Source organism: Glaciihabitans arcticus (assembly GCF_004310685.1).
GTDB classification, from domain to species: domain Bacteria; phylum Actinomycetota; class Actinomycetes; order Actinomycetales; family Microbacteriaceae; genus Conyzicola; species Conyzicola arctica.
The window spans coordinates 391,993-408,666 of record NZ_SISG01000001.1 but is presented as its reverse complement, the minus strand read 5'-3'; the positions used below and the strand labels follow the sequence as shown (position 1 = coordinate 408,666).

Here is a 16,674-nt window from a genome sequence, read left to right as displayed (position 1 = left end):
GCGCGTCAGGCCAGCAGCGTCCGGGTGTCCGCCGCGTCGATGAGCTTCTGGTCGTGCGCGGCGACGAGCACCGATATTCCGGACGACGTCAGGGCCTTCAAAATCTCGATCACGCTGTCGGCGCTCGCCCGGTCGAGACTGGCTGTCGGTTCGTCCGCCATGACGACTCGAGGTCGCAGCACGAGCGCCCGCGCGAGGGCGACGCGCTGACGCTCTCCCCCGCTGAGCTTCTCCGGGTAGTGGCCGGCACGTCCGCCGACCCCGAGACGATCGAGCAGGCTGATCGCGAGGGCGGTGACCTTCTTCGTCTCGCGCGTAGGCACGGCGGGCAGCAGCACGTTCTCCAGGGCGGTCAGCCCGGGCACGAGCACCCCACCCTGGTCGAGGTAGCCGATGTATCCGCGGCGCTTGAGCGTCACGGCGTCATCCTTCAGCCCTCTCAGGCTCTCGCCGCCCCACAGCACCTCGCCTGCAGTCGGCGGCACAAGGCCCGCCGCGACCCGCAGGATGCTGGTCTTGCCGGAGCCGCTGCGCCCCGCGAGGCAGTGCATGCCGCCGGCGGGGAGGTCGAGATTGTAGTCCTCGACGATGCTCAGCGGCTCTGCGCCGGCGCGGTCGTATCGGATGCTGAGCCCGGCGAGTTGAAGTGCGCTCACGATGGTGTGGCCTTTCGTCTAACGAGGGTGACGGCGATCGCGGAGAGAAGTGCGCTGCCCGTGGCGACCGCGGTGAGCGGGATGACGTCTGCCGGATACAGGAACCACGCGGCGGCGGCAGTCGCGGCACCCGCGAGAAGCACCGCGGGCACTGCGGCCGCTGTGGTCTCGACGCGCTGGGCGTGCCGCAGCTCGGTGGTGGTCCAGCCGATGGCGCGCATGATCTCCCACTGCGGTCCACGGCGGGCGAGGGCGATGCGACGCGCGATCACGGCGAGGATAACGCCGGCCGCGAGGGCGGTGCCCCCGAGCGCGAACAGCGAGATCATCGCCTGGTCGGAGAGGAAGCGGGCGATGACGCTCTCGCCGGCACCCCGCCTGCCGTCGAGGATCACGAGGGTGAGCGCCGCCGAGGAGACGCCGATCACGAGCAGGGCGATTGCCTGGGTTCCGGTGGTCACGCCGTGGATCACGGACTGGCGCGCGCCGAACGATCCGACCGTGCGACCGCGTACCCTGCTGGCGGGGCGACGGGCCAGAAGCCGCGTCGAGACCTTGCTCGTGGCGGTGCGCGAGCCCGCGACCACCGCGACGGCGGAGGTGACGAGCAGCGCCGCGACTCCTCCACCCGCAATCGTCAGGGCGATGTTCGAGAAGCCGGAGAGCACGGCGGCGGCGATGCCCGCGAGCAGCACGACGAGCGCGCCGGGGACCTCCTCGGCGGCCATCCAGCGTCGGATGCCGCCACCCGTCCAGCCGAGCTCGCGCAGCACCGCAGACTGCGCGCGCCGCCTCGGCACCGACGCGAACTGCACGGCCCCCAGGAGGAGCGCCGTGGACCCGAGGGCGATCCCGAGCACCAGGAAGCTGGAGGTGGAGATCGAGGTGTTCGCCCGGGACGCGGCACCGAGTTCGGACCACTGCTGCACGACGGTGCCGAGCGGCCCGACCTTCTGCTCGGCGGCCGGGTCGGTGACGCCGAATGCGTAGTCCTCCACGTTCACCGCCACATCGGTCGGCGAGGAACCCGCGACGATCGTGGCCGAATACCCCAGCGTCTGGATGCCCTCCGCCACCGTCACAACGCGCTGTTGGGCCGCGGCGGAGAAGTCGCCCAAGCCGCTCACTCGCACCCGCACCGCGTTGATCGGCGAGTCCTGCCCCCACGCGCCGGCGCTGTTGATCGAGGCGATCGCGACGGTTCGGGGTCCGACGAGACCGAGGCCGGTCGTGGTCGGGCCGACCTCGCTGCCGTCCTCGAGGGTCGAGCCGATCGCCTCGTAGGCGCCGAGCGGAACCGTGCTCAGCTCGGACTGCAGCGCGAGCACCTCGGACGTGTCGAAGGTGCCGACCGGCACCGCCGCTATCGGGTTCTCCCACGGGGTGAACAGCTTCACCGTCGAGTAGGCGCTCTCGCTTCCCGCCTTCGTGCCGACCGGGTCGAGCAGGAACTGGTCGCTGAAGTTCGACGGGATCGCCGAGCGGAAGCCGAGGGGATCGAGCGAGGCCTCATGGTTCTTGCCGAGCGTCTGATTGATGGGCGTGATCTCGCCCAGGTAATTGAAGTACAGGCTGCGGGAGGCAGCGCGGCCGGTGGACTCCTGCTGCGCGGTACCGGGCCAGGGAACGGTCTGCGGCGCATCGACGAAGGGATTGAGCAGGCCGGAAGCATCGACCGTCAAGAATTTTTCTTCATCGCCCACCTTGCCCGCACGCAGAGCCGCGGGCACCTCATACGGGAACCCGGCCTCATTGTTCGTGTAGCGCGCCGGGCCGTACGACTCGACCGTCACGTCGAGTTCGAGCGGTGCCGTCCCTCCCGAGGAGATGAGCAGCGGTGTGTAGGCGAATTCGAACTTCTCCAGCTCGTCGTCGAAATCCCGACCTGCGTCTGCGTACATGCGGCGGGCCTCCTCGAGTTCAGCTCCGCTGCTGAACCCACCCTGGCTGACCTCCTCGGCCTGCTTGAACTCAAGGAAGTCCTTGGCATATGGGGTACTCGAATCCGCGGCCCAGGCGTTCATCTCCTCATCGCCGGTGTCCGCGCGCGGCGCCACGTCGATGAGCGCGTCGAGGAAAGCACCCGAGTCGCCGAGCAGCGCGCGCTCGGCTTCAGGGTCGACCAGCGTCACTCGCGTCACAGGGAACATCGAACCGCCGAAGGTGAACCCGACCACCCCGTCGACGATGTCGCTGTCCGTCGAATACGACCACCCGCCGTTGTTGAGGTCGGCGTTGACGAGCCCGCTCGAGGCATGGATGGTGCAGCGGTCGTAGAGCAGCGGATACTTCTCGGGATCCACTTCGAGGTCGTTGTAGATGCAGCTCGCTCCGGGCGTGGCAGGCTCGGGCGCGCGGGTCACGGGGTCCACGACGATCCTGGTCTGCTGCGTTGCCGCGAGACGCCGACCGAGACCGTCGTCGGTCCAGTAGGTCTCAGTCAGGCGGTACGCCTGCGGACCGGCGGCGGTATCGATGGCATCGAGCGGAAGTGTGTACTTCGGAGCGCTGGTCGCGAGCCCGGGTACGGCCACCTCGCCGATGGGAGCAGCAACCTCGACGTCATCCACTGCCCGGATCTTCTCGAGGTCGTCGAGGGACAGCGTCTCGCCGTTCGCGAGTTGGTTCGGCGCGAGCATGCCCGGTGTGCCTGCGTCCGAGGGAGCCGTGACGAGGATGTCGTAGGCGCCGCGCCAGTTGTCGTTGAGGGTGTCGCGCAGCACGACGGCGGCGGCGCTCTGCACCCCCGAAGCAGCAAGAGCCACGAGCGCGAGAAGCAGCACGGCGATCAGCCGCGAGCGCTCCCGCACGAGCCGGGTGGCGGCGTTCGGCACGCGGGCGCTGGACACGAACTTCCCCCTGGAGATTCTCACTCACCGAACGACGTCGACGAGCGCAATCATGGCACGGGTGTCGAGAAAAACCCAGAGCTATTCGTTGAGGTTGCGCTGCGTCCCCATGGCGCGGTCCGCTTCCTTCTTGTCCTGTCGCTCGCGCAGGGTCTGGCGCTTGTCGTACTCGCGCTTACCCTTGGCGACGGCCAGCTCGACCTTGGCGTTTCCGTTGAGGAAGTAGATCGAGAGGGGCACCAGCGTGTACCCGCCCTCCTTGACCTTGTTGTGGATTTTGAGGATCTGCGCCTTGTGCAGCAGCATTTTGCGCTTGCGTCGGGGCGGGTGGTTGTTCCACGAGCCCTGGTTGAACTCCGGGATGTGCACGGCGTCGAGCCACGCCTCTCCCCCGTCGATGAATCCGTAGCCGTCGACAAGGCTCGCGCGACCGGCTCGCAGCGACTTGACCTCTGTACCCGTCAAAACCAGTCCGGCTTCGTAGGTGTCTTCGATCGTGTAGTCGTGGCGGGCTTTGCGGTTGCTGGCGACAACCTTCTGGCCTTGCTCGCGGGGCATGCTGTATCTCTCGTTCGGGTGCGCACTCTGCGTGCGCAGCCGTTCAGTCTATACCTTGAGGTACCGGCTGATCGCGACGCCCGCAGACCCAGCCGCGAGCACCCCACCGATCGCGACGAGGATCGGGACCACGATGAGCGCGTCATCCACACCGACAAGTCCTGTCGAGTTGCCGACCGAGTTCACCAGGTAACCGCGAACGAAGAAGTGCACGATCGCGACCACGGCACCACCGGCGAGCAGTGAGCCGATGAGCGACGCGAAGACGCCCTCGAGAATAAAGGGGGTCTGGATGAACCGGTTCGATGCCCCCACGAGCCTCATGATGCCGATCTCGCGTCGCCTCGAGAACGCGCTGAGACGGATCGTCGTGGCGATGAGCAGCGCGGCCGCGATCAACATGAGCGCCGCCAGGCCGATGGCCGCGTAGCTGGCCACGTTGAGCATGTTGAGAATCGGATCGAGGTAGGCCCGTTCATCCTTGACACTCTGCACGCCCGCGATGCCCGAGAGGCTCTCGATCAGCACGGCGGCCTGCGTCGGATCCTTGAGTTTCACCCGGAAGCTCTCGGGCAGGAACTCGGGGCTAGCGAGATCGACGATCGGGCTGCCCTTGAAGCTCTGCTGGAAGTTCTTGAACGCCTGCTCGCGGTCCTCGAACTCATAGCGCTCAATGTAGGGCGCGAGGGTCGTGGATTCCAGCTGCGCCTCGACCTGGCCCTTCTGGGCGTCGGTCGCCTCCTCCTGCGCACAGGTTCCGGTGCTGTCGGTGGCGGTACAGAGCGAGACGGTGACCTGGGCGCGGTCGTACCAGTAGCCCTTCATCTGACCGATCTGCTGCTGCAGCAGGATCGCTGTGCCCACGAACGTGAGCGAGATGAAGGTCACGAGAACGACCGAGATCACCATGGAGATGTTGCGGCGCAGGCCGCTGGCGGCTTCTCCGAGCACGAGTCCGAGTCTCACGCGGAGACCCCCTCGGTGCCGGCTGCCTGCGTGCCGGCCAGGCCGAATCCCTGGATCGGAACGGCCTGGGTCTGGTAGCCGCCCTGACGTTCGTCGCGCACGATACGGCCATCCGTCAATTCAATGACTCGACGCTTCATCTGGTCGACGATGCCCACGTCGTGGGTCGCCATGATCACGGTCGTGCCGCCGAGGTTGATGCGCTCGAGCAGGGTCATGATGCCGGCGGATGTCGCGGGGTCGAGGTTTCCCGTCGGCTCGTCGGCCAACAGGATCGCGGGCTTGTTCACGATGGCGCGGGCGATGGCGACGCGCTGCTGCTCACCACCGGAGAGTTCGTGCGGGAACCGGTTCGACTTTCCGGCGAGGCCCACCATCTTGAGCACGTCGGGCACGGCCTCCTGAATGAAGCCGCGGCTTTTGCCGATGACCTGCAGGCTGAACGCGACGTTGTCGAAGACGGTCTTCTGCGGCAGCAGCCGGAAGTCCTGGAAGACGACACCGAGGTTGCGGCGGAAGTACGGCACCTTGCGGCTCGACAGAGTACCGAGCTGTTGGCCCAGCACGTGGATCTGTCCCTTAGAGGGTTTCTCCTCCTTGAGCACAAGACGAAGGAAGCTGGACTTACCGGAACCGGACGCGCCGACCAGAAAGACGAATTCGCCCTTCAGGATCTCCATGCTCACGGCATTGAGGGCGGGCCGCGGGTTGCGCGGGTAAGACTTGGTGACTGTATCGAACCGAATCATGACTGTTGCACTCTAGATTCGTGCGGCGCATCCACGCCGACGACAGGCCGACACTCATGTTTTGACCAGACTCACAACGTGGGCGTTCAGGCGTAGTGTCGCGACATGGACTCAGTGATCGAGACATCCGCACTTCTGAAGACTTACGGCCGCACCCGCGCACTCGACGGGCTCGACCTCTCCGTGTCGGCCGGCGAGGTGCACGGTTTTCTCGGGCCGAACGGGGCGGGCAAGTCCACGACGATCAGGATCCTGCTCGGGCTAGCGCGTGCCTCCGGTGGATCGGCGACGGTCTTCGGCAAGGACCCGTGGAGTGACGCCGTCGCCCTGCACAAGCGCATCGCCTACGTGCCGGGTGACGTCTCGCTCTGGCCGAACCTCTCCGGTGGCGAGGCCATCGACCTGCTGGCGAAACTGCGCGGGGAGACGCCCGGCTACCGCGAGCAGCGCGCGAGACTCATCGACGTGTTCGAATTCGACCCGGCCAAGAAGGGTCGCGCCTACTCGAAGGGCAACCGGCAGAAGGTGGCCTTGATCGCGGCGTTCGCGACGCCCGCCGACCTGTACATCCTCGACGAGCCGACGAGTGGGCTCGACCCGCTCATGGAGGGGGTGTTCGAGAGGGAGATCCGCCGGGTTCGCGCGGAGGGCGCGACCGTGCTGCTGTCGAGCCACATCCTCTCCGAGGTCGAGCTATTGTGCGACCGGGTGAGCATTGTGCGGGCGGGGCGCATCGTGGAGACGGGCACCCTCGCGGACATGCGGCACCTGACCCGCACCGAAATCTCCTTCTCACGCGGCACCCTGACCGACGCGCAGCTCACTCCCCTGGGGCCCGACGTCTCGACCGTCGACGACCGCGTGCGCTTCACCGCAGACAGCGCGGCCCTGGGTCCGGTACTCCACGCGCTCGGCGCGCTCTCCGTGCAGGGACTCACCGTGGCTCCCGCCTCGCTCGAGGAACTCTTCCTTCGCCACTACGGCGATGCGCCGTGAGCGCCCTGCTCGTGCTACTCGGCCAGCGCATCCGCCGCGACCGCTGGACGGTGCCTCTCTGGGTCGCGTCTACCGCGCTGCTCGCGCTGTTCGCCGCCGCCGCGATCGGTGACGAATACGGAGATGACGAGGCGCGCAGCGGCATCCTGCGTCTCGCCGTCGCCAACCCCGCCATTCTTATGGTGCGCGGCCTGCCGAACGGCGCCGAGATCGGTCAGTTCACCTTCTTCCAGATCTTCACCTGGCTGGGGCTGATGGCGGGACTGATGAGCACCTTCCTTGCAATACGGCACACACGCGCCGAGGAGGAGTCGGGCCGCGCCGAACTCGTGTCGTCCACGGCGGCGGGGCGGTACATCCCGTATCTGGCCACGGTTGTTCACGGGCTGCTCGCGAATCTCGTTCTCGGCGTGGGAGTCGCGGCGGGGTTCGCCGTCACGGGGCTGGCCGTCGACGGCTCGCTGCTGACCGGGGTTGCTGCAGCAGCGGTCGGGATGGCGTTCCTCGGGCTCGGGCTGCTCGCCGCACAGCTGTTCCGCAGCGCGCGGTCCTCGAACTCGGTGGCGGTGATCCTCGTGGTGGGCTCGCTCATCCTGCGTGGACTGGGTGACGCGCTCGGTACCCCGTCGTCCGACGGACTCTCGATCGCTAGTGCGTGGCCGACCTGGCTCTCCCCCGTGGGCTGGGCCGAGCAGGTCGGGGCCTTCAACGAGAACGACTACGCGCCGCTGGTACTCAATCTTGCGTTGTTCGTCGCCTGCGCCGGCGTGGTGCTGGTGATCGTGGCCCGCCGCGACCTGGGGGCGAGCCTGTTCGCCGGGCGGCGCGGTCGGGCCACGGGGTCACTCTCCGGCACTCTTGCTCTCGCCTGGCGGCTGCAGTACCCGACGATCATCGCGTGGTCCCTCGGTGGCGCGGCGTTCGGGTTCTTCGCGGGATCCCTCGGCTCCCTGCTCGAGACTGCGGCCGGCCAGAATCCCGCGATCGCGGACACGATCGACACGGTCGCGCACGGAGGTGGAACACTCGAGGAGACCCTCATCACGCTGATGTTCAACCTGGTCGGCATCCTCGCCGCGGCGTGCGCGGTGCAGGCCGTCATCCGCGCCCGGCAGGAGGAGGCCGGTGGAACAGCCGAGCTGCTGCTCGCAACTCCGACCTCACGCGTGCGCTGGTTCGTCGACTACCTCGTGGTCGGCGGCATCGCGATCGGGCTGGTGCTGCTCTCCGGCGCGCTCGTCGGCGCATTGGGGGTACTCGGCACGGGGAGCGACACCGGCCAGATCGGCAAGGTGTTCGCGGCGGCCGCCGCACAACTGCCGGCCGCGCTGGTCTTCCTCGCAGCGCTGGCCCTGATCTTCACGCTGCTCCCGGCGGCGACCTCAGCGCTCGGCTGGAGCCTGCTCGGCGTGCTGTCGTTCCTCGGCTTCTTCGGCGGCCTGGTCGGGGCGCCCGATTGGCTCACCGAACTGTCCCCTTTCAGTCACAGCCCCGTGCCGTTCGGAGACGACGTGGACTGGAGTGGGGGCGTGTGGATGCTCGCGGCGGCCGCGGCAGGGCTGGTAGTTGCGGCGCTCGTGATGCGCCGCCGGTCTCTGCGGCTGAACTAGCGCCACGATTGCAGTCCCGCCGAACTGTGCGGCTAGTCCTCGATGGAACGCTTACGCCACTTGATGCCGGCGTTGATGAAGCCGTCGAGGTCGCCATCGAAGACCTTGGAGGGGTTGCCCTCTTCGTACTCCGTACGCAAGTCCTTGACCATCTGGTACGGCGCGAGCACGTAGCTGCGCATCTGGTCGCCCCAGCTCGCGGTGATGACACCGGCGAACTCCTTCTTGGTGGCCGCCTCCTGCTCCTTCTGGATGATGAGCAGGCGCGACAGCAGCACGCGCATGGCGGCGGCCCGGTTCTGGATCTGGCTCTTCTCGTTCTGCATGCTCACCACGGTGCCGGTCGGGATGTGAGTGAGGCGCACGGCCGAGTCGGTGGTGTTGACGGACTGGCCGCCGGGGCCGCTCGAGCGGAACACGTCGACGCGCAGGTCGTTCTCGGGGATTTCGATCGCCTCCGCCTCTTCCATGAGCGGGATGACCTCGACCGCGGCGAAGCTGGTCTGGCGCTTGCCCGCTGCGCCGAACGGCGACATGCGCACGAGGCGGTGGGTTCCGGCCTCGACGCTCAGCGTGCCGAAGGCGTAGGGCGCGTCGATCTCGAAGGTGGCTGACTTGATGCCCGCTTCTTCTGCGTAGCTGGTGTCCATGACGGTGACGGCGAACTTGTGCTTCTCGGCCCAGCGCAGGTACATGCGGAACAGCATGTCGGCGAAGTCGGCGGCATCCACTCCGCCGGCGCCAGCACGGATGGTGATGACGGCGGGGCGGTCGTCGTACTCTCCGTCGAGGAGCGTCTGCACCTCGAGGTCGCCGAGTACCTTCTCGATCGCCTTCAACTCTGCGCGCGCCTCGTCGGCGGCCGCGACATCCGCTTCATCATTCGCCATTTCGACCATGACCTCGAGGTCGTCGAGGCGGCTCTCGATGGAGACGATCTTCGCGAGCTCGGCCTGGCGGTGGCTCAGGTCGCTGGTGACCTTCTGGGCCTTGTCGGTGTCGTCCCAGAGGTCGGGCGCACCGGCCTGCTCGCTGAGTTCGGCGATCTGGGCCTCGAGTCGATCGACGCCCACCACGGAGCGGATGTCATCGAAGGTCGACCGTAGGGCAGCGATCTCTGCAGAAAAATCAAGCTCGTCCATGTCTCGGCAAGCTTACCCGGGGTCGGGCGCGGTCTCTTCTTCGGGCAGCGCTACTGCGGCGGGGCCGCCCTCGAGCAGCAGGGCGAACTCCGCTGCATCCAGAATCCGGATGCCGAGCTCCTCTGCCTTGCCCAGCTTCGAGCCGGCGCCCGGGCCGGCCGCCACAAAGTCCGTCTTCTTCGAGACACTCGACGCGGCCTTGCCCCCGGCGGCCATGATCGCCTCGAGCGCACCCTCGCGCGAGAATCCCTCCAGCGATCCGGTCGCCACAACGGTGATGCCGGCGAGCGGCCCACCGGCGGCGGCCGCGGCTCCCGGTCCGGGATGGTTCGGCGTCGCGAACTGCACGCCCGCGGCGGCCCAGCGGTCGAGGATCTCGACGTGCCAATCCACGGCGAACCACTCGCTGAGCGCGTCGGCGATGATTCCGCCCACGCCGTCGACGGCAGCGAGCTCCTCGCGGCTGGCGGCACGGATCGCGTCGAGCGAACCGAAGTAGTCCGCGAGGGCGCGGGCCGCGACCGGGCCGACGTGCCGCACGCTGAGCGAGACGAGGATGCGCCAGAGCGGCGAGGTCTTCGCCTTCTCGAGGTTGGCGACGAGGTCGATCGCGGTCTTGGACGGTACGTAGTCGGCGTCTCCGGCGAACTCCTCTGCAGCCGGATCGTACGCGGGGTCAGCGTCCTTGCCGGTCTTCTTCCGCTTGCGGCCGAAGGGACGCAGCTTGCGCGGGTTGCCATTGTCGTCGAGCTTCTGCTCCCCGGTCTCGTTATCGCGTGGCACCACGATGATGTCGAACAGGTCGCGCAGCTGCAGCTCGAACAGCCCGGCCTCGGTGACGAGCGGCGGCTCGGCCGGGTAGAGCGGCTGGGTGAGGGCGGCCGCGGTGACCTCACCGAGCACCTCGATGTCGAGGGCGCCGCGGGATCCGACGTGCTCGACGCGACCGCGCACCTGGGCGGGGCAGCTGCGCGCGTTGGGGCAGCGCAGGTCGATGTCGCCCTCCTTCATGGGGCGAAGCGGGGTGCCGCACTCGGGGCAGTTGGTCGGCATGACGAACTCGCGCTCGGAGCCGTCGCGCAGCTCGACGACCGGGCCGAGCACTTCGGGAATCACGTCGCCGGCCTTACGCAGCACAACGGTGTCTCCGATGAGCACACCCTTGAGCTTCACCACGTCCTGGTTGTGCAGGGTGGCCTGGCGCACGGTCGAGCCGGACACCACGGCCGGCTCCATCACGGCGAACGGGGTGGCGCGGCCCGTGCGGCCGACCGAGACGACGATGTCGATCAGCTTCGTCTGCACCTGCTCAGGCGGGTACTTGTAAGCGATGGCCCAGCGGGGTGCGCGGCTCGTCGCACCGAGTTCGTCGTGCAGTTCGAGCTCATCCACCTTGATGACGATGCCGTCGATCTCGTGTTCGACCGAGTGGCGGTGTTCGCCCCAGTGCTCGATGAATTCGACGGCGCCCTCGACCTTGTCGACGACGCGGAAGTGCGGGCTCGTCGGAAGACCCCAGCCCGAGAGCAGGCCATAGACCTCGCTCTGGCTGTCGACCGGAGGGTGTGGCCAGGCTCCGATGCCGTGCACGTACATACGCAGCGAGGCGAAGCGCGCCTCTGCAGCCTCGCGTTCGAGGCCGCCCTTCTTGTCGAGCTGCTGGCGCAGTCCACCGCTCGCGGCATTGCGCGGGTTCGCGAAGGCGGGGAAGCGCCGGGCTGCGGAGTCGACCGCCTTCTGCTCCTCGAACTCGCCAGTGCCACCCTTGGCCTGCCACTTATCGCGCGCCGCGGTGATGACACGCTCGCGCATACGCCCCTGCAGCTCGTTGAGGCCGTCGAATTCGGCGACGGGGATGAAGACCTCACCACGCACCTCGACGATCTCCGGATGCCCTTCGCCGACGAGGCGCTGCGGAATGGTCGGGATATAGCGCACGTTCTCGCTGACGTCCTCCCCGACGACCCCGTCGCCACGGGTGGCCGCGCTCGTGAGCACGCCGTTCTCGTAGCGCAGGTTGATGGCCAGGCCGTCGATTTTGAGTTCGCAGAGGTAGTCGACGCGTCGAGCGGAATCCCGTTCCACCTTCGTCGCCCACTCGGTGAACTGCTCGATCGAGAACACGTTGTCGAGGGAGAGCATGCGCTCGGCGTGCTGTACCGGGTCGAACAGCGTGGTCTCGGCGCGACCGCCGACCGTCTGGGTGGGGCTGTCCTGGCTCTGCAGTTCGGGGAACAGCCGCTCGAGCTCCTCGAGCCGCTGCAGCATCAGGTCGTAGTCCGCATCGCTTACGAGAGTCTCGTCGCGCTCGTAATACGCGTCGCGCAGTTCGAGGATGCGGGTGGTCAGCTGCGCGGCTTCGTCGCTCGCCTGCTGCAGTTTCTGGGGGGTGTCGGTGTCTGCCACGAGCCCAAGTCTAGGCACGGCCACCGACGCCCCCTAAGGTGAGTGACCATGACTGGTCCCGACTTCACAGCCAAGCGTCATCCCCTCCCCGCAGCGATCGCGGCGGGCGTGTTTCTCGTGCTGGCGACACTGGTCGGGGTGACGAGCGGAGTCATCGGCGTCGTCTACATGCAGGGGGTGACGATGCAGTCGCTCGACGGCTTCGAGTACGCCCTGCCCGCGTTCGGCCAGGCGCTCCCGCACACGCTCGGCCTGATGGTGCCGGTCGCCATCGGGCTGTTCCTGTCCCTCTGGCTGATCGCCCCGCTGCGATTCGGGATGGGTCTCGGCGCCGCCATCGGCCGCACCTTCCTCGCACTGGTCGTGGGGCTCATTCTCTCGGTCCTGGTTCAGGCGTTCCTCGTGCTCGGCCAGAACCAGCTCGCCCTGAACCCGGGCGGCGGCGAGCAGCCCGACGACCGCCTGTACCTGCTGATCGGCGGAGGCCTTCTCAACACGGCCTGGACCCTGTTCGCCGACACCCTCGGTCTCGCCCTCGCCGCCGGCCTCGGCGCGTGGGGCTGGCTGCGCACGCGCGTGCCAGCTCTCTCGGACGAGTCCGTCTCGGCCTAGAACTCGAGCAGCACCGCGCCGCGCTTGCGCCGGGTGTCCACGCGGGCGTGGGCGTCCGCGACCCGATCCAGGGGATATCGGGAGTCGATGACGGGGACGAGTGATCCGTCGGCGACGAGCGGCATCAGCCACTCGAGGTCGGCACGCTTGTCCGCGTTCTTGCGCAGGCCCGTCAGCGCGAGCTTCGCCGTCTGCCCCGACCGGCGCGCCCGGAGGCCGTCGAGGAGGATCCGCGGGTCGGGCACCGTCGTGAGGTACGTACCGCCGGGAGCAAGCACTTTGCGGCTGCGCCCGAACGTGCTCGCACCCACCGCGTCGAAGATCACGTCGTACTCTCCCCCGGCGGTGAAATCTTCGCTGCCGTAGTCGATGACCCGATCCGCGCCGAGCGCCGTCACGAGATCCGTGTTCGCCGCGCTGCACACCGCGGTGACGTGTGCACCGAAGAGCTTCGCAAGCTGCACGGCCGCGCTGCCCACACTTCCCGATGCGCCATTGATGAGGATGCGCTGCCCGGCCGCGAGTCTCGCGTGATCCCGCAGGAACGGCAGGGCGGTGAGCGCCCCCTCGGCGACGGCGAGTGCGTCAGCGAGCTGGATGTCATCCCGAATCTTCGCAATCGCGCCGTCTTCGGCGACCGTGACGAGTTCGGCGTGCGCGCCGAACGTTGCACCGGATGCCGCGACCACCCGGTCACCGACGGCGAAACGGGTCACGTCGGCGCCGGTCGACTCGATCACGCCGGCGAACTCGGTGCCGAGCACGCGTCGTCGGGGACGGGTCAGTCCGACGATGAGGCGGATGGCGAAGGGGTCACCCGACCGGGCGGCGACGTCAGCCGAGGTCACGCACGCGGCGGTCACTCGCACGAGCACCGCGCCCGGTCCCGCTACCGGGTCGGGCAGCTCGATCACTCGTACGACCTGCGGCGAGCCGTAGCGGTCGAAGCCCGCGGCCCTCACGACTGCACCGGGTACTGGAAGACCTCGTCGAGCGGAACCCCGAAGGCCCGCGCGATCTGGAAGGCCATCTCGAGCGACGGCGAGTACTTGCCCTGCTCGATCGCGATGATCGTCTGCCGGGTGACCCCGACGCGCTCGGCGAGGTCGGCCTGGGTCATCTCGCCGTGCGCGAAGCGCAGCCGGCGGATGTCATTCGTGACGCTCGTGGGCTTGACCATGCTCAGGCCGCCCGACGGTAGGCGACGATCTTGATGATCGTCGAGAGGATGGCGGAGAGGATGAACGCCGCGTAGATCGTCTGGGCCACCCAGAAGTGCGGTGCCTCAGCCATCACCAGCCCCAGGGCAACGAGCACCCCGGCTGAGAGCGAGTAGTAGCCGACGAGTTCGCCGGTGCGACTGATCCCGCGGTCGCGCTCGTCGTTGATACCTGCCCCCTTGGGAGACGCGATGGCGACGATGATGTTGCCGATGATCGCGAGCACGATTGCGGCAGCGATCGCTGTGATGAGCGGGATGACGTATTCGATCTCCTCGACTGGCGTACTGCCGACCTGTCCGAGCACGATGACCGCGTACACCGCGGGGATCACCACGGCGAGCACACCATAGATCCAGATGTTCTTTTCTGCGAAGGACACGTTGACTCCCATGTATAGAAACTTTGACATGGATAATGTATGGCCTGGTTTACTCTGTGTCAAGTTTTCTATACATCATCAATCGAGCGAATTCGACATCACGCCGAGGGAAGCCGAGGCTAGGAAGCAGCAGGAACCGGCACGGCACTCACCGTGCGGTCGATGGTGCACTGGCCGAGCACGCGGGTGCCGACGTAGACAACGGCCGTCTGGCCGGGGGCGACGCCGCTGAGCGGCTCGTCGGGGGTGATCACCAGTTCGCCGTCGCGCAGAACAGCAACAGCGGGCACCGGGTCGGCGTGTGCACGGATCTGCACCTCGCAGACGAAGGGCGCTCCCACTGATGCGGCGATCCCGGATGCCACGGGGTCGAGTCCGGCCCACGAGAACGTGGATCCGGCGATCTCGGCGATGTCGAGCGCTTCCTTGGGCCCGACGACGACGGTGTTCGTCTTCGGCTGAACCTCGAGCACAAAACGCGGCTTGCCATCGTCGGCGGGGTAGCCGATCGAGAGGCCCTTGCGCTGTCCGACGGTGAAAGCGTGCGCTCCCTCGTGGGTGCCGAGCACGTTTCCACTGCGGTCGAGGATCGCACCCTGGGTGGCGCCGACCTTGTCCTTCAGCCAACCGCGAGTGTCGCCATCCGGAATGAAGCAGATGTCGTGCGAGTCGGGCTTGTTGGCGACGCTGAAGCCGCGTGCTGCGGCCTCGGCGCGAACCTCAGCCTTGGACGGCGTGGTGCCGAGCGGGAACATCGAGTGCGCGAGCTGCTCGGTCGTGAGCACGCCGAGCACGTAGGACTGGTCCTTGGCCCAGGTGGCGGCGCGGTGCAGCTCCTTATTGCCGAACTCGTCGGTGCGCACGTCGGCATAATGGCCGGTGACGACCGCGTCGAAGCCGAGGGCGAGAGCCTTCTCGAGCAGCGCGGAGAACTTGATGCGCTCGTTGCAGCGCATGCACGGGTTCGGTGTGCGGCCAGCGCTGTACTCGTCGACGAAGTCCTGAACGACGTCCTCCTTGAAGCGGGAGGAGAAGTCCCAGACGTAGTACGGGATTCCGATGATGTTGGCGGCGCGCTGGGCGTCCATCGAGTCCTCGATGGTGCAGCAGCCGCGGGCGCCGGTGCGCAGGGTGCCGGGCATGCGGCTGAGCGCGAGGTGCACGCCGACAACCTCGTGTCCGGCCTCGACGGCGCGCGCGGCAGCGACCGCAGAGTCCACTCCGCCACTCATCGCCGCTACAACACGCATGGGATCGAGTCTACGTCGCGTCGCAGTCAGCCGCCGAAGCGGGAGTTCTCGGCGAGACCGGCGCGGCTCGCGCTGGCCACGGCGGCGGGGAGCGCCGCGACGAGCGCGTCGACTTCCTCCGCTGTGGATGCGTGGCCGAGCGTCATCCTCAGCGCACCGCGCGCGTCGGGTTCGCTGAGGCCCATCGACAGGAGCACGTGCGATGCCTCGGGCACTCCGGCCTGGCAGGCGGATCCGGTCGAGACCGAGAAGCCGGCGACATCGAGCAGGAACAGCAGAGAGTCGCCCTCGCAGCCGGGAAAGGTGAAGTGCACGTTGCCGGCGAGGCGGTCGACGGGGTCGCCGCGCAGGATCGCCGACGGCACCGCGGCCTGGACGCCGGCGATGAGCCGATCACGCAGGCCGGCCAGTCCGGCAGCGCCGGCCAGCCCGGCGACCGCCTGCTCGGCCGCGAACCCGAATGCGACGGCTCCGGCCACGTCCTGGGTGCCGGAGCGTCCCCGCTGCTGGTTGCCGCCGTGCACCAGCGGCACGACCGTGGCCCTGCGGGCGATGAGCAGCGCGCCGACGCCGACCGGGCCGCCGATCTTGTGCGCCGACACCGAGAGGGTCGCGGCACCCAGCGCGTGGAAGTCGACGGCCAAGTAGCCGTAGGCCGCGATCGCATCCACGTGCACGGGCACGCCGTGAGCCGCGGCGAGCGCGACGATCTCAGCGATGGGCTGGATCGTGCCGACCTCGTTGTTGGCGAGCAGCGCGGTCACGAGTGCGACGTCGTCGAAGCGATCCAGGGCCGCGGCCAGTGCATCGAGCTGGATGCGGCCACTCCCGTCGATCGGAATCCACTCGATCAGCGCGCCCTCGTGCTTCGCGAGCCACTCGACGGCGTCCATGGTGGCGTGGTGCTCCCCCTCCGGAACGAGGATGCGACGACCCGCTCCCTCGCGAGCCCAGAACAGCCCCTTGATGCCGAGATTGACGGATTCGGTGCCGCCCCCGGTGAACGTGACTTCGACAGAGTCGGCCCCCAGGGAGGCGGCGACCTGCTCGCGGGCCTCCTCGAGCATCCGCTTCGCATTCTGGCCCTGGCTGTGGATGGAGGCGGGGTTGCCGACCACGGCGAGCGCCTGCGCGTAGGCAGCGATCACGTCGCCGCGCATCGGCGTCGTCGCCGCGTGGTCGAGGTAGATCGGCACAGTTTCTCCAGAAAGTGAGCGGGTTCGGACCCAGTTTTGGGGCCAGCCCGATAGGCGTTACGTAACAAGCATGACTCACGAG

The 16,674-nt window shown here is 67.9% G+C and carries 15 protein-coding genes; 3 read left to right on the top strand and 12 right to left on the bottom strand.

Translation table 11 applies throughout. The annotated features are described in order from the left end of the window. Positions 1-5: 5 nt before the first annotated feature. From EYE40_RS01850 to ftsE, 5 genes are all read right to left on the bottom strand, one after another. Complete coding sequence (locus tag EYE40_RS01850) at positions 6-656, bottom strand: ABC transporter ATP-binding protein (protein WP_240034673.1); 651 nt, start codon at positions 654-656, stop codon at positions 6-8. Continuing rightward, the gene (locus tag EYE40_RS01845; RefSeq protein ID WP_130980347.1) at positions 653-3,505 is read right to left on the bottom strand and encodes an ABC transporter permease family protein; all 2,853 of its coding nucleotides are present in this window, start codon (positions 3,503-3,505) and stop codon (positions 653-655) included. Before EYE40_RS01845 ends, EYE40_RS01850 begins: the two co-directional genes overlap by 4 nt. Positions 3,506-3,586: 81 nt before the next feature. Next, positions 3,587-4,063 carry an SsrA-binding protein SmpB gene (gene smpB, locus EYE40_RS01840; RefSeq protein WP_130980346.1) on the bottom strand — a complete coding sequence of 159 codons (477 nt, stop codon included), beginning with the start codon at positions 4,061-4,063 and terminating at the stop codon, positions 3,587-3,589. A gap of 48 nt (positions 4,064-4,111) precedes the next feature. After that, the gene (ftsX, locus tag EYE40_RS01835) at positions 4,112-5,029 is read right to left on the bottom strand and encodes a permease-like cell division protein FtsX (RefSeq protein ID WP_130980345.1); all 918 of its coding nucleotides are present in this window, start codon (positions 5,027-5,029) and stop codon (positions 4,112-4,114) included. After that, on the bottom strand, positions 5,026-5,778 hold the full coding sequence (gene ftsE, locus EYE40_RS01830; protein ID WP_130980344.1) for a cell division ATP-binding protein FtsE: 753 nt from the start codon (positions 5,776-5,778) through the stop codon (positions 5,026-5,028). Before ftsE ends, ftsX begins: the two co-directional genes overlap by 4 nt. A 105-nt stretch (positions 5,779-5,883) precedes the next feature. Between ftsE and EYE40_RS01825 the strand changes: the two genes are divergently transcribed. Continuing rightward, a complete protein-coding gene (locus tag EYE40_RS01825) occupies positions 5,884-6,774 on the top strand; it encodes an ABC transporter ATP-binding protein (RefSeq protein ID WP_193554466.1) in 891 nt (296 codons plus the stop codon). Continuing rightward, positions 6,771-8,384 (top strand): ABC transporter permease, encoded by a 1,614-nt coding sequence (locus EYE40_RS01820; RefSeq protein ID WP_130980343.1) that lies wholly within the window; start codon positions 6,771-6,773, stop codon positions 8,382-8,384. The genes EYE40_RS01825 and EYE40_RS01820 overlap by 4 nt, the downstream gene beginning before the upstream one ends. 32 nt (positions 8,385-8,416) lie before the next feature. Here the strand turns inward: EYE40_RS01820 and prfB are convergent, their stop codons facing one another. Both prfB and ligA read right to left on the bottom strand, forming a co-directional pair. After that, complete coding sequence (prfB, locus tag EYE40_RS01815) at positions 8,417-9,526, bottom strand: peptide chain release factor 2 (protein ID WP_130980342.1); 1,110 nt, start codon at positions 9,524-9,526, stop codon at positions 8,417-8,419. Between the two features lie 12 nt (positions 9,527-9,538). Then, positions 9,539-11,932, bottom strand: a complete 2,394-nt coding sequence (gene ligA / locus EYE40_RS01810; RefSeq protein WP_193554465.1) for an NAD-dependent DNA ligase LigA — start codon at positions 11,930-11,932, stop codon at positions 9,539-9,541. Between the two features lie 48 nt (positions 11,933-11,980). On the opposite strand from ligA, the gene EYE40_RS01805 reads away from it, so the two are divergent. After that, positions 11,981-12,544 carry a hypothetical protein gene (locus EYE40_RS01805; RefSeq protein ID WP_130980340.1) on the top strand — a complete coding sequence of 188 codons (564 nt, stop codon included), beginning with the start codon at positions 11,981-11,983 and terminating at the stop codon, positions 12,542-12,544. On the opposite strand, the gene EYE40_RS01800 is transcribed toward EYE40_RS01805, so the two are convergent. The 5 genes from EYE40_RS01800 to EYE40_RS01780 form a co-directional block, all read right to left on the bottom strand. Beyond that, the gene (locus EYE40_RS01800; protein WP_130980339.1) at positions 12,541-13,506 is read right to left on the bottom strand and encodes an NAD(P)-dependent alcohol dehydrogenase; all 966 of its coding nucleotides are present in this window, start codon (positions 13,504-13,506) and stop codon (positions 12,541-12,543) included. The two genes, EYE40_RS01805 and EYE40_RS01800, sit on opposite strands and share 4 nt — an antisense overlap. Then, complete coding sequence (locus tag EYE40_RS01795; RefSeq protein ID WP_130980338.1) at positions 13,503-13,724, bottom strand: helix-turn-helix transcriptional regulator; 222 nt, start codon at positions 13,722-13,724, stop codon at positions 13,503-13,505. The genes EYE40_RS01800 and EYE40_RS01795 overlap by 4 nt, the downstream gene beginning before the upstream one ends. 2 nt (positions 13,725-13,726) lie before the next feature. Further along, on the bottom strand, positions 13,727-14,176 hold the full coding sequence (locus EYE40_RS01790; protein WP_154071839.1) for a hypothetical protein: 450 nt from the start codon (positions 14,174-14,176) through the stop codon (positions 13,727-13,729). An 89-nt stretch (positions 14,177-14,265) separates the two neighbouring features. Next, positions 14,266-15,396 (bottom strand): tRNA 2-thiouridine(34) synthase MnmA, encoded by a 1,131-nt coding sequence (mnmA, locus tag EYE40_RS01785; RefSeq protein ID WP_130980336.1) that lies wholly within the window; start codon positions 15,394-15,396, stop codon positions 14,266-14,268. Positions 15,397-15,422: 26 nt separating this feature from the next. After that, positions 15,423-16,592, bottom strand: coding sequence for a cysteine desulfurase family protein (locus EYE40_RS01780; RefSeq protein ID WP_130980335.1), 1,170 nt, complete (start codon positions 16,590-16,592; stop codon positions 15,423-15,425). Between the last annotated feature and the right edge of the window lie 82 nt (positions 16,593-16,674).

Excerpts from the sequence above, each read along its gene's own strand:
- smpB (WP_130980346.1), bottom strand. The coding sequence starts at position 4,063 with ATGCCCCGCGAGCAAGGCCAGAAGGTTGTCGCCAGCAACCGCAAAGCC.
- ftsE (WP_130980344.1), bottom strand. The coding sequence starts at position 5,778 with ATGATTCGGTTCGATACAGTCACCAAGTCTTACCCGCGCAACCCGCGG.
- EYE40_RS01825 (WP_193554466.1), top strand. The coding sequence starts at position 5,884 with ATGGACTCAGTGATCGAGACATCCGCACTTCTGAAGACTTACGGCCGC.
- prfB (WP_130980342.1), bottom strand. The coding sequence starts at position 9,526 with ATGGACGAGCTTGATTTTTCTGCAGAGATCGCTGCCCTACGGTCGACC.
- EYE40_RS01805 (WP_130980340.1), top strand. The coding sequence starts at position 11,981 with ATGACTGGTCCCGACTTCACAGCCAAGCGTCATCCCCTCCCCGCAGCG.
- EYE40_RS01795 (WP_130980338.1), bottom strand. The coding sequence starts at position 13,724 with ATGGTCAAGCCCACGAGCGTCACGAATGACATCCGCCGGCTGCGCTTC.
- EYE40_RS01790 (WP_154071839.1), bottom strand. The coding sequence starts at position 14,176 with ATGTCAAAGTTTCTATACATGGGAGTCAACGTGTCCTTCGCAGAAAAG.
- mnmA (WP_130980336.1), bottom strand. The coding sequence starts at position 15,396 with ATGCGTGTTGTAGCGGCGATGAGTGGCGGAGTGGACTCTGCGGTCGCT.